The organism is Planotetraspora sp. A-T 1434 (assembly GCF_025420585.1).
In the GTDB taxonomy this organism is placed as follows: domain Bacteria; phylum Actinomycetota; class Actinomycetes; order Streptosporangiales; family Streptosporangiaceae; genus JAOEGB01.
In genome coordinates this window covers 130,155-141,509 of sequence record NZ_JAOEGB010000018.1, presented here as the reverse complement: position 1 = coordinate 141,509, position 11,355 = coordinate 130,155, and the positions used below count along the sequence as shown (strand labels likewise).

At 72.3% G+C, this 11,355-nt stretch carries 13 protein-coding genes; all 13 read left to right on the top strand.

Features of this window, described 5'->3' with window-relative positions; all coding sequences use genetic code 11:
* The first annotated feature begins 98 nt into the window (after window positions 1-98).
* From N5079_RS23345 to N5079_RS23285, 13 genes are read left to right on the top strand one after another with little or no spacing between them, the layout of a single operon-like run.
* Window positions 99-1,223 (top strand): steroid 3-ketoacyl-CoA thiolase, encoded by a 1,125-nt coding sequence (locus N5079_RS23345; RefSeq protein WP_261586119.1) that lies wholly within the window; start codon window positions 99-101, stop codon window positions 1,221-1,223.
* Complete coding sequence (locus N5079_RS23340; RefSeq protein ID WP_261586118.1) at window positions 1,220-2,410, top strand: CaiB/BaiF CoA transferase family protein; 1,191 nt, start codon at window positions 1,220-1,222, stop codon at window positions 2,408-2,410. Before N5079_RS23345 ends, N5079_RS23340 begins: the two co-directional genes overlap by 4 nt.
* On the top strand, window positions 2,407-3,147 hold the full coding sequence (fabG, locus tag N5079_RS23335; protein ID WP_261586117.1) for a 3-oxoacyl-[acyl-carrier-protein] reductase: 741 nt from the start codon (window positions 2,407-2,409) through the stop codon (window positions 3,145-3,147). Before N5079_RS23340 ends, fabG begins: the two co-directional genes overlap by 4 nt.
* Window positions 3,144-4,031, top strand: a complete 888-nt coding sequence (locus N5079_RS23330; protein ID WP_261586116.1) for a hypothetical protein — start codon at window positions 3,144-3,146, stop codon at window positions 4,029-4,031. Before fabG ends, N5079_RS23330 begins: the two co-directional genes overlap by 4 nt.
* Window positions 4,024-4,278, top strand: coding sequence for an acyl carrier protein (locus N5079_RS23325; protein WP_261586115.1), 255 nt, complete (start codon window positions 4,024-4,026; stop codon window positions 4,276-4,278). The genes N5079_RS23330 and N5079_RS23325 overlap by 8 nt, the downstream gene beginning before the upstream one ends.
* Window positions 4,266-5,483: a beta-ketoacyl-[acyl-carrier-protein] synthase family protein gene (locus N5079_RS23320; protein WP_261586114.1), complete on the top strand. Its 1,218-nt coding sequence runs from the start codon at window positions 4,266-4,268 to the stop codon at window positions 5,481-5,483. The genes N5079_RS23325 and N5079_RS23320 overlap by 13 nt, the downstream gene beginning before the upstream one ends.
* A complete protein-coding gene (locus tag N5079_RS23315; protein ID WP_261586113.1) occupies window positions 5,480-6,457 on the top strand; it encodes a beta-ketoacyl synthase N-terminal-like domain-containing protein in 978 nt (325 codons plus the stop codon). The genes N5079_RS23320 and N5079_RS23315 overlap by 4 nt, the downstream gene beginning before the upstream one ends.
* The gene (locus N5079_RS23310) at window positions 6,454-7,542 is read left to right on the top strand and encodes a beta-ketoacyl synthase N-terminal-like domain-containing protein (RefSeq protein WP_261586111.1); all 1,089 of its coding nucleotides are present in this window, start codon (window positions 6,454-6,456) and stop codon (window positions 7,540-7,542) included. Before N5079_RS23315 ends, N5079_RS23310 begins: the two co-directional genes overlap by 4 nt.
* Window positions 7,539-8,369, top strand: coding sequence for a beta-ketoacyl synthase N-terminal-like domain-containing protein (locus N5079_RS23305; protein ID WP_261586110.1), 831 nt, complete (start codon window positions 7,539-7,541; stop codon window positions 8,367-8,369). The genes N5079_RS23310 and N5079_RS23305 overlap by 4 nt, the downstream gene beginning before the upstream one ends.
* A complete protein-coding gene (locus tag N5079_RS23300) occupies window positions 8,366-9,133 on the top strand; it encodes an alpha/beta fold hydrolase (protein WP_261586109.1) in 768 nt (255 codons plus the stop codon). Before N5079_RS23305 ends, N5079_RS23300 begins: the two co-directional genes overlap by 4 nt.
* On the top strand, window positions 9,130-9,984 hold the full coding sequence (locus N5079_RS23295) for an acyl-CoA thioesterase (protein WP_261586108.1): 855 nt from the start codon (window positions 9,130-9,132) through the stop codon (window positions 9,982-9,984). Before N5079_RS23300 ends, N5079_RS23295 begins: the two co-directional genes overlap by 4 nt.
* Complete coding sequence (locus tag N5079_RS23290) at window positions 9,981-10,643, top strand: 2-hydroxychromene-2-carboxylate isomerase (RefSeq protein WP_261586107.1); 663 nt, start codon at window positions 9,981-9,983, stop codon at window positions 10,641-10,643. Before N5079_RS23295 ends, N5079_RS23290 begins: the two co-directional genes overlap by 4 nt.
* Entirely contained in the window at window positions 10,636-11,346 is a 711-nt protein-coding gene (locus N5079_RS23285) for a class II aldolase/adducin family protein (protein WP_261586106.1), read from the top strand. The genes N5079_RS23290 and N5079_RS23285 overlap by 8 nt, the downstream gene beginning before the upstream one ends.
* The last annotated feature ends 9 nt before the right edge of the window (window positions 11,347-11,355 follow it).

Sequence of the window (11,355 nt, the reverse complement as noted above, 5' to 3'; positions counted from 1 at the left end):
ATGGGGAAGAAATACAAGAAACAAGTACTACTCATCTCCGACTCGCGTCGCTAGGCTCGTGGCCAGATGCAAGATTCAAGATAGGGGGGAGGGGACCGTTGGGGTCTCCTGTCATCGTCGAAGCGGTCCGGACTCCGATCGGTAAGCGCGGTGGCGCCCTGTCCGGCCTGAAGGCGGTCGAACTCCTCCGGCACGTCCAGATCGAGGTGATCAACCGGGCCGGGATCGACCCCGGCGAGGTCGAGCAGATCATCGGCGGCTGTGTCACCCAGGCGGGCGAGCAGAGCCTGAACGTCACCCGTAACGCGTGGCTGAGCACCGGCCTCGACTACGGCGTGGGCTGCACCACCGTGGACACCTCGTGCGGCTCGGCACAGCAGGCCAACCACCTCATCGCCGCGCTCATCGCGGCCGACGCGATCGACGTCGGCATCGCGTGCGGCGTCGAGTCGATGAGCCGGGTCCCCGTCGGGGTCAACCTCTACCAAGGCCCCGGACACTACAAGACCGCGGACTACCCCTGGGACGACCCGCCCAAGGCGCAGTTCGGCGGGGCGGAGCGGATCGCCGCCCGGCAGGGCCTCACCCGCGCGGACCTCGACGACTACGGGGTAATCTCGCAGCGCCGCGCGGCGGCCGCCTGGGCGGAGGGCAGGTTCGACCGCGAAGTGACCCCCATCGCCGGGGTCACCCGCGACGAGGGGCTGCGCGAGACCACCCGGGACGGGCTGGCCGGGCTCACCCCCAACGTCGAGAACGGCCTGCACACGGCGGGCACGACCTCGCAGGTGTCCGACGGCGCGGCGGCGATCCTCTGGATGTCGCAGGAGTACGCGCGAGCGCGCGGCCTGCGCCCGCGCGCTCGGCTCCTCCACCAGGTCGTGGCCGGCGCCGACCCCTATTACCTGCTCGACGGCCCCACCGCCGCCACCCGGAAGATCCTTGAGAAAGCGGAGATGTCGATCGCGGAGCTGGACCTGTTCGAGGTCAACGAGGCGTTCGCGTCGGTCGTCCTGTCCTGGGCGGACGCGCACAAGGTCGACCTGGACCGGGTCAACGTCAACGGCGGCGCGATCTCCCTCGGCCATCCGCTCGGCTGCTCCGGCACCCGCCTGCTCGTCACCGCGCTGCACGAGCTCGAACGCGCCGACCTGTCCATGGCCCTGGTCACCATGTGCTGCGGCGGCTCGCTCGGCACCGCCTCCATCCTGGCGAGGACATGATGGCCGCCTTCGACCAGGACGCGCTGCCGGACGGGCCGCTGACGGGACTGCGGGTGCTCGACGTCACCAAGGTGTGGGCCGGGCCGATGGCCACCGCGCTGCTCGCCGATCTCGGCGCGGACGTGATCCGGGTCGAGATGCCGGGCAACCGGGAAGGGCTGTTCCCGCCCGAGATCCCCGGCACCGGCCTGGCCTGGTTCCGCCAGACCACGCAGCGCGGCAAACGCAGCCTCGCCCTGGACCTGCGCGCCGAAGGCGCCGCCGACACGCTGCTCGGGCTGGTCGCGGACGTCGATGTGCTGGTCGAGAACTACCTGCCCGGCACTCTCGCGAGACTCGGCCTCGGCTACGCGCGCTGCCGCGAGGTCAACCCCGGCCTGGTGTACGTGTCGATCTCCGGATTCGGTCAGTACGGCCCGCAGTCGCGTCGCCCCGGCTACGACCCGATCATCCAGGCGGCCTCCGGCTGGATGGCGCTCAACGGCGAACCGGGCGGCCGGCCGCTGCGCTCTCCGACGTTCATCGCCGACGACCTGGCCGCCCTCTACGCGGTGATCGGCGCCCTGTCCGCGCTGCGCCACCGGGACGCGACCGGAGAGGGCCAGCATGTGGACGTGGCGCTCCTCGACGCGCTGCTCGCCACCAGCGACGGTTACCTCACCCTGGCCGCCGCGGGAGCTCAGCCCGGACGGCAGGGCGACCAGACCGACATGGTCGTCCCGGCAGGGGTGTTCCGCTGCGCCGACGACGCGTACGTCTACCTGGCCGCCGCTCTCGACAAGCACTGGCGGCTGTTCGCCCAGGTCATCGACCGGCCTGAGCTGGCCCGCGCCCCCGGCTACGCCACCAACGCCGAACGCGTGGCCAACCGCGAAGCCGTCAACGCCGTCATCGGCGCGTGGTGCGCGACCAGGACCGCCGACGAGGTCCAGGCTCTGCTGGACGCGCGGGGCCTGACCGCCCAGCGCGTACGGGATCTGGCGGAGGCGGCCAAAGACCCGCACGTGCTCGAACGCGGCATGTTGTGCGACACGACGCTGTCCAACGGCACGGTGGCCCCCCTCACCGGGCCCGCGATCAAGTTCTCCCGCACCCCCGCCCGGATCAGGTCGGGCGCCCCCGAACCCGGCGCGCACACCGGCGAGATCCTCGCCGATCCCTGGAGTGAGCGAAGGAGGACGCCATGACCGACGACCGGATGGCACTGGTGACCGGAGCGTCCCGCGGCATCGGCCGCGCCGTGGCGCTGCGCCTGGCCGCCGAAGGCTACGCCATCGCCGGCTGCTCGACCAGCGACGGCGAGGCCGCCCGCAAGACCCGGGCCGAGGTCGAGTCCATGGGCGTGCCCGCCTGGTTCGCGCCCTGCGACGTGCGTGACGTGACCCAGGTCGAGGAGTTCGTCAAAGCGGCCGAGACCGCACTCGGCCCGGTGACCGCCCTGGTCAACAACGCGGGCATCACCCGCGACCGGCCGGCCGTGCTCATGTCGCCGCAGGAGTGGGGCGACGTCGTCGACACCAACCTCACCGGAACCTGGAACACCTGCCACGTCGTCGCCTATCGCATGCTGAAGCGCAAGACCGGTTCGATCGTCAACCTGTCGTCCATCGCCGGTGTGTACGGCAACGCGGGCCAGACGAACTACGCCGCGACCAAGGCCGGGATCGTCGGCCTCAGCAGGTCGCTGGCCAAGGAGGTCGCCCGCTACGGGATCCGGGTCAACGTGGTCGCCCCCGGGTTCATCGACACCGACATGACCGCCGAACTCGGCGAGAAACAGCGCGCCCAGGCCCTCGGCCGGATCCCGCTCGGCCGGTTCGGCGACCCCGCCGACGTCGCCGATCTGGTCGCGTTCCTGCTGTCCGGCCGCGCCGCGTACATCACCGGCCAGGTCGTGCAGGTCGACGGCGGGATGGTCTTGTGAGCACGGCGACGCCGCTGCGCGCGATCGACAGCGCCGAGGTGAGCGAGGGCACGGTCCGCGCCGTGAAGAAGGTCGCGGCCGACGACCCCTACATGCCGGGCCACTTCCCCGAGCTCACCGTCTATCCGGGCGTGTTCACGCTGGAAAGCGTCCAGCAGGCCGTGGCCGAGGCCGTCGGTCCCGTACGGCTGGCCAGACTGCGCTCGGCCCGGTTCCTGGCGCCGCTGCTGGCGGGCGACAGCCTGGTCGTCGAGGCGGCGATCGAGCGTGCGGACGACGGGCTCGAGGTGAGGGCGCGCTGCGCCGACGGGACAGGGCGGACCACCGCCAAGGTCAGCGCCCGCTACGAGCAGGGCTCCAGGGCCGCGACGGATGTAGGGGCCCGGCTCGACCGTCACCGGCCTCGGTCCGGGGAGCTCCGTCTCGATCACGATGCGATCCGGGCGGTTCTCCCGCACCGGCACCCGATGATCCTGCTGGACCGGATCGAGCACGCGGCGCCCGGGGAGCGTCTGGAGGCCGTCAAGGCGGTCAGCGGCTGCGAGCCCTGTTACCAGGGCGACCAGCCCGGCAGCGAGTACCCCGCCAGCCTGCTCCTCGAGTCGTTCGGGCAGGCCGCGGCCGTGCTGTGGCTCCTGGGAGCCACGGAGTCCGGGCTGCCCATGTTCACCGCCGCCAGGGACGTCGTGTTCGAACGGCCGGTCCTGCCGGGCGACGTCGTGCGTCATCTGGTCCGGCTCGATCAGGTGGTGGACGGTGCGGCCTTCGCGAGCGGGGAGAGCTTCGTCGGTGCGGACCGCGTCGCCGTCGTCACCTCGATGATGGCGGTCGTCCGCCCGGCGCTGACCCTAACCAACGGCAACGGAAGGAACCATCATGAGTGACCACACCGAACACCTGGAAGAGCTGCGCGAGATCGTCGCCGAGGTGCTGGAACTCGAGCCCGAGGAGGTCGCCGACGCCGGCGACTTCGTCGACGAGTACGACGCAGACTCGCTGCGCGCGATCGAGATCCTCGCCCGGATCGAGAAGAAGTACAAAGTGGACATTCCGCAGTCCGAGCTGAACGACATGCGGTCACTCAAGGCCGTCTACACCGTGGTGGCCCGTTACGCCGGATGGCGGGACTGACCTTGCGCGCCCGTGTGGTGGTGACGGGCCTCGGGCCGGTGTCCAGCATCGGCATCGGGGTCACGGCCTTCCGCGCCGCCCTCAGGGAGGGCCGGTCCGGGATCTCGCCGATCGAGAGTTTCGACGCCGAGGGGTTCCCCTACCGCGACGCGGGCGAAGTCAAGGACTTCCGTCCGGAGACCTACCTCACCCGCCTCAGCCCCGCGGCCTGGGGGAGGTCGGCACAGCTCGCCGCGGCGGCCGCCAGGCTGGCCGCGGCCGACGCGGGGCTGCCGGACGACGCGTGCGCGGACGCGGGAGTCGTCATCGGGACGACGAGCGGAGAGTCGCAGGTCGTCGAATCGCTCGTGGCGCAGCAGGTCGCGGGCGGCTTCGCGGCGATGGACCCGGGCACCCTGCGGCAGTTCCCCGCCGAACGGCTGGCCGCCGGAGTCGCCACGGAGCTCGGCCTCGCCGGCGAGGTGCTCACGCTCGCCACGGCCTGCTCGGCCAGCAACTACGCCGTCGGGTACGCCTTCGACTGCGTGGCGCGCGGGGACGCCGACCTGATGTTCGCGGGGGGCGCCGACTCGGTGTGCCGATGGGCACAGGCCGGATTCCACCGCCTCGGCGCGCTCACCGAAAGCGCCTGCCGCCCGTTCGACAAGGGGCGGGCCGGGATCATCACCGGCGAGGGCGGTGCCGTGCTGCTGCTGGAGAACGCCGACCACGCCCGCGCCCGCGGCGCCCGCGTCTACGCCGAGGTCCTCGGCTACGGCGTCAACTGCGACGCCCGGCACATGGTCGCCCCCGACGAGGACAGCATCGCCGCCTGCATGCGCCTGGCGCACCAGGACGCCGACGTGAAACCCGACGAGATCGACTACATCTGCGCGCACGGGACCGGCACCCCGGCCAACGACCTGGTCGAGGCCCGTGCCGTACGGCAGGTGTTCGGCGAGCGGATTCCGCCCGTCAGCTCGATCAAGTCGATGCTCGGCCACACCATGGGCGCCGCCAGCGGCTTCGGCGCGATCGCGACCACGCTGGCCATCGCCGACGGATTCCTGCCGCCCACGATCAACTGGACCACCCAGGACGATGAACTGCCCTGGATCGACCCGGTGCCCAACGTGGCCCGGCCCGCCACCGTGCGCATCGCCCAGAACGACGGTTTCGCCTTCGGTGGGAACAACGCCATCACCGTCTTCGGAGCCGCCCGATGATGATCACCGGTCGTGCCGTGCTGGCCCCCGCCGGCGATGCCGACGCGACCCCCCTTTACGACGATCTGCCCGCCCACAGCGCCCCCGTGCTCGCCGGCTTCAGCGTGCGCGAGCGGCTCGGCCGCAAGGGGACCAGCACGTTCGACCGGGCCACCGCGCTCGCCGTGGTCGCCTGCGGCGAGGCCCTGCGCGACGCCGGCGTCGACCTCACCACCGTCGACCCCGCCCGAGTCGGCCTGGTCCTCGGGACCACGGTCGGCAGCCTCGCCTCGACCATGGACTTCTCCAGGGAAACCCTGGTCCAGGACAAACCGTACCTGGTCAACCCCATGCAGTTCCCGAACACCGTGATGAACTGCGCCGCCGGCCAGTCCGCCATCTGGTACGGCCTCCGCGGCGTCAACGCCACCGTCGCCGGCGGCCCGATCGCCTTCCTCCAGGCGATGAGGTACGCCGTACGAGCCATCGAGAAGTCCCAGGCCGACACGGTCCTCGTCGGCGCGGTCGAGGAATTCACCCCGCACACCGCCTGGTCGTCGGCGCTGAGTGGGACAGTGGCTGCGGGGGAGGCCGCCACCGTGTTCGTCCTCCGCCGCGCGGTCACCGGCATGGCCGAGGTCCTCGCCACCGCCGCGGGTTTCACCCCCGCGGACGGCCCCGGCGCCCTCCCCGGCTGCGTACGGCGAGCCCTGGCGCAGGCGGGGGCCTCGCCGGAGCAGGTCTGGGCCATGGCCACCGGCGATCACCTCGACGACGGTGAAGCCGGCGCGGTCGAGGCGGCGCTTGGCCGCCGCCCCCTCGACCTCAGCCCGCGCGCCCGTTACGGGGACTGCGGCGCGGCGGCCGGCGGCCTGGCCCTGGCCGCTGTCCTCGACCGGCGTGCCGACGCCCCCGCGGACGCCGTCGCCGTCGTGACCGGCCGAGCCCGCGACGGCGCGGTCGCGGCGGCCGTGATCCGGACGGTGCCGGAATGAGTGTGCGTGTCGCGGCCACTGCCGTACGGACCTGCTTCGGGGACGGGCCGAGCACGTTCGCGGCCCTGTCGCGGGGCGCGTGCGGGGCTGCCCCGTTGCGGCTGTACGACCCGGCGGAGACCCGTGTCACCCATGGCTACGAGATCGAGGGCGGGCCACGGCTGTTCCGGGCGAGCCGGTGGCTGACCACGTGCGTCGACGAGGCGCTCGCCGAGGCCGGGGTCGACCGATCTCAGCAGCGGGTGGTCGTCCTGGCCGGGACGGGGCTGCGAGAGTTGTCCGCCGTCGAGGCGCTCGCGACCGGCGGCGCCGGGGCGGAGGGCTTCCCGGCGGAGCGGCTGCACTTCGGTCCGGCCCTGACGCTGGCGGGGGCGTGCAGCGCGGGCGGGCACGCCTTGGCGCTCGCGCAGGATCTGCTCGAACTGGGGGAGGCGGACGCCGTCGTGGCGGCGGGCGCCGACGCCATGACGGCGTCCATGCTGGCCATGATCGGCCGGGTCGCGGCGGAACCGACGACCCGGGTCCGCCCCTTCGACCGGGACCGCACGGGTGTGCTGCTCGGAGAGGGCGCGGCGGCCGTCGTGCTGCTGCCGGACGACCACACCACCGGGGGCCCGGGCCCGCGCGTGCTGGCGACGGGGCTGTCGTGCGACGCGGGACACGAGACCGCTCCGGACCGGGCCGGAATCCTGCGGGCCATGCGGGACGCCTTCGCCCGCGCCGGACGCGCTCCCGGCGAAGTGGACCTGGTCGTCGCGCACGGCACCGGCACCGAGCTGAACGACCCGGTCGAGGCGCTGGCACTGACCGAGCTGATGGCCGGACACGCGCCGCTCGTCACGGCGATCAAGGGCGCGGTCGGGCACACCTCCGGCGGATCGGCGCTGCTCAGCCTCGTCATGGCGACGTACTGCATGGAATCTGGCGTCGTGCCGCACATCGTCGGCCTGCGCGACCCGCTGCCGGAGGCGGCGGCCCTCAACCTGGTCCGCGACCGGCCCGTCGCCGCGCGGCCGCGCCTGGTCCAGATCGACGGTTTCGGCTTCGGCGGGGTCAACGCCGTCACCCTCCTGGAGGCGACGTGATCGAACTGGACGTGCACGCCGCCGTCGCCGGCTCCGCGGATGTCGATCCGGCGGCGGTGCTCGGCCGCAAGGGCCTGTTCGGCAAGGACCGCGCCACCCTGTTGGCGCTCTGCGCCGTCCACGAGGCGCTGGACCTGCCGCCGAAGACCCCCCGCTCGCCGGCCGAACCCGACCCCGGTGTCGCGGTCGTCGTCAGCTCGAATCTCGGAAACGTGGGGGTCGTCAGCGAAATCGCCCGCGGCCTGCGCGCCGACGGCGTCCGATCGGTCAGCCCGATGCTGGCGCCGGGCGCATCGAGCAACGTCATCGCGGGGGCCATCGCCATCTGGTTCCGCTTCGGCGGCCCCAACCTCACGGTGTGCTCAGGCGCCGGCGCCGGGTTCGACGCGATCTGGCTCGCGGGCGCCCTGCTTCAGCGGGGCCGGGCCCGGCGGGCCGTCGTCGTCGGCGTCGAGCCCGACGACGAGGACGCCCTGGCGTTGCACAGCCTGCGCCACGCCGGACCCGCCGAGAAGCTGACCGGCGGCGCGGCATGCCTGATCCTCTCGGCGAGCACAGGCACATCCGCGGCGACCGCCACCGTCACGTTGCGGGACTACGGGCCGCCCCCGGCGTCCCCTGCCGTGAACGCTGCCGTGAACGCTGCCGTGAACGCTGCCGCGGACGCTCACCCGGACACGCCGGCGGACAGCGCGCGTTACGGCGCGGCGGGCGTCTTCGCGGTGTGCGCGGCGGTGGCCGACGTCAGGGCGGGCGGGCCGCCCAGGCACCTGTCCTGCGGGGACGCCGCCGACGGATTCCGCACGCTCCGCGTGGGCGGGTCATGACGACGACGCACCAGCTCACGCCCGGCTCGCCCGGCGGCCGGACCGTCATCCTCGTCCACGGGATGGAGGACAACTGGCGGTCGTGGCTGCCGCTCGCCCGGCACCTCGATCCGGCGTGGCGGGTGCACGCGCTCGAACTGCCGTGGAACGCCGGGTCGGACCACGAGTGGCGTCGCCACGGAAGTCCGGGGGCCGTGCTCGGCGAGCTGCTCGGGACCGCCGAGGCCCGGCGGGCGTTCCCGCACGTCGACCTGCTCGTAGGACACTCCCTGGGTTCCAGCGCGGTGCTCGAACTGCTCACCGAGGTCACCACCCCGGCCATGCTGATCGCGCCGTTCTACTGCCCGCCCGAGATGGCCGTCACCTGGCCGGTCTTCGACCGGGCGCGGGCCGACTTCTTGCGCATCATCGACCAGAGCCTCGAACTGCGGCTCTCCCGGCGGCTCAGCCGGGTCGAGCCGGACGTGGGCGAGGCCATGCTGGCGAAGGTCCGCGACCGGATCGGGCCGATCGGCTTCATGGCGATGTTCGAGGCGTTCCTGCACACGGCACGGCTCGACCTGGGAGCCGTGACCGGGCCGGCACTCGTGCTCGCGGGGGATCGCGACCACGCGATGGGGCCGGCCCGCGCCGCCGCGCTGCGCCGGGAGCTGCCGCACGCGGAGTTCGTCGTGGAGCCCGGCTTCGGCCATTTCCTGCACGTACGGCATGCCGAGGTGGCCGCCGCCCATCTCCGCGCCTTTCTGAAAGAGGTGACCTCATGACCGCCATGCTCATCCCGGGGCTCGGCCGCCCAGGGTACGAAGGTGCGAATATCCGGACCTGGGTTGGATTCAAGCACTTCGACTACCTGGTCGAGGAAGCCGTCCTGCACTGGTTCCGCGACCGCGGGCTCGGCCCGGCCCGGCTCTACCACGATCACGGTCTCGGCCTGGAGCTCGTCGACTGCTCGATGCTGCTCCCGGCCGTGCTCGACGTGGACGACGTCGTCTCGGCCGAGGTCTCCCAGACGAAACCCGGGCGATTCGCCGTACGCCTGACCACCACCCGCGACGGCGCCACCGTGACCGTCTGCCGGGCCAAGGCGACGGTCGCCCTCGTCCGCGAAACCGACCCACCGGCGGCCGGCCCGGCGCCCGCCGACCTCGTGAACCTGGTCACCGAATCCACCCCAGGGGCCGAAGCCCGGCCCGCCGCCGGGTTCTCCTGGTCCTACCGGGTCCCGTACTTCCACTGCCACTTCTCCGACCGCGTCGCCCACTCGGCGTACGCGCGGACCCTGGAGGACACCGTGGACCGCTTCCTCTACGACCGCGGCATCGGCGTCGGACGCCTGCTCGCCGAGCGCGGCTGGATCCCCGTCGTGTCCCGCTCGCGGATCACGATGCTCGCCGACGCGCACCTGGACGACACCATGACCGTCACCTTCTCGGCCGGCGACATCATCGGGGGCGTCACCTTCGACGGGCGAATGGACTGCTACGCCCAGCGTGGCGACGACCCACCCCGGCACGTGGCGACCGCCACGATCCTGCACGGGTACGCGATCAGCCGCGGACCGGACGCCGGCACCCTCGCCACGCTCGACGACGACGTGCTGAAGGCGCTCCAGTGAGGCCGGGGCGCGGGCCGCGGGTGCACTTCTCCCTCCGCAGCCCGTTCAGCTGGATGGCCATCGAGCGGCTCCGCCGCGAGATTCCCGACGCGCACGATGTCGTGGAGTTCATCCCGTTCTGGGACCCGGACCCCGAGACCGAGCGCCGCCTGGCCGCGCGCGGCGGGGAGTTCCACTACCAGCAGATGAGCAAGGCCAAGCACCTGTACATCCTGCACGACACGAAACGGATGGCCGCGCGGCTCAAGCTGGACATGCGCTGGCCCGTCGACATCGACCCGTGGTGGGAGATCCCGCACCTGGCCTTCCTCAGGGCCCGCGACCTGGGCGCGGAGGCCGCCTTCTACACCGAGGTCACCGAGGCCCGCTGGACCCGCGGCGAGAACATCTGCGACCCGGCCGTCATCACCGCCATCGAACACCGCTGCGGCCTCGACGGCGCCGGCCTCGCCCGCACCCCGGACGACTCCGAGCTGCGTGAGCGGGGCGTGGACTGCCTGTTCCGGGCGTATGAGGACGACATCTTCGGCATCCCCTACTTCCGCGTCGGACGCGAGCGCTACTGGGGTCTCGACCGGTTCGACTGGTTCCTGGCCGACCTGCTGCGCACGCTCGGCGACCGGCGCTTCGACACGGACACGGCAGGCGGCTGTGGATAGCCCGACGACAGAGCACGTCAAACGGCAACTCGTGCTGGCCCTCCGGCTGTTCGCGGTGAACGGGTTCGACGAGGGCGCGGGCGGGCACATCACGGCCCGCGACCCGGAGCGGCCCGACCGCTTCTGGATCAACCCGTTCGGCCGCAGCTTCGCCCACGTCGCCGTCGCCGACCTGCTCCTGGTCGACCACACGGGCACGGTCGTCGAGGGACAGGGCAAGGTCAACCCGGCCGGGTACGCCATCCACTCGGCCATCCACGCGGCCCGCCCCGACGTGCACGCCGCCGCGCACAGCCACTCCGTGTACGGCCGGGCCTTCGCCACCCTCGGGCGCCTCCTTGATCCGATCACCCAGGACGCGTGCGCGTTCTTCGAGGACCACGCGGTCCACCAGGAGTTCGGCGGCGTGGTCCTGGAGGGCAAGCAGGTCGCCGCGTCCCTGGGCGACGCCAAGGCCGTGATCATGCGGAACCACGGTCTGCTGACGGTCGGCGGCACGGTCGAGGAGGCCGCCTGGTGGTTCCTGGCGATGGACCGCTGCTGCCAGATCCAGCTCATCGCGGAAGCGGCCGGGAAACCGCACCTCATCGACCCGGAAACGGCCCGCCTCACCCGCGGGCAGATCGGCACTCCCGGCACGGCCCGGCTCAATTTCCGCCCTTTACGCGAGCACATTCTGACGATATTTCCTGACATTTCTTGACATTTTTGA

Excerpts from the sequence above, each read along its gene's own strand:
- N5079_RS23310 (WP_261586111.1), top strand. The coding sequence starts at position 6,454 with ATGAGTGTGCGTGTCGCGGCCACTGCCGTACGGACCTGCTTCGGGGAC.
- N5079_RS23325 (WP_261586115.1), top strand. The coding sequence starts at position 4,024 with ATGAGTGACCACACCGAACACCTGGAAGAGCTGCGCGAGATCGTCGCC.
- N5079_RS23315 (WP_261586113.1), top strand. The coding sequence starts at position 5,480 with ATGATGATCACCGGTCGTGCCGTGCTGGCCCCCGCCGGCGATGCCGAC.
- N5079_RS23320 (WP_261586114.1), top strand. The coding sequence starts at position 4,266 with ATGGCGGGACTGACCTTGCGCGCCCGTGTGGTGGTGACGGGCCTCGGG.
- N5079_RS23295 (WP_261586108.1), top strand. The coding sequence starts at position 9,130 with ATGACCGCCATGCTCATCCCGGGGCTCGGCCGCCCAGGGTACGAAGGT.
- N5079_RS23300 (WP_261586109.1), top strand. The coding sequence starts at position 8,366 with ATGACGACGACGCACCAGCTCACGCCCGGCTCGCCCGGCGGCCGGACC.
- fabG (WP_261586117.1), top strand. The coding sequence starts at position 2,407 with ATGACCGACGACCGGATGGCACTGGTGACCGGAGCGTCCCGCGGCATC.
- N5079_RS23340 (WP_261586118.1), top strand. The coding sequence starts at position 1,220 with ATGATGGCCGCCTTCGACCAGGACGCGCTGCCGGACGGGCCGCTGACG.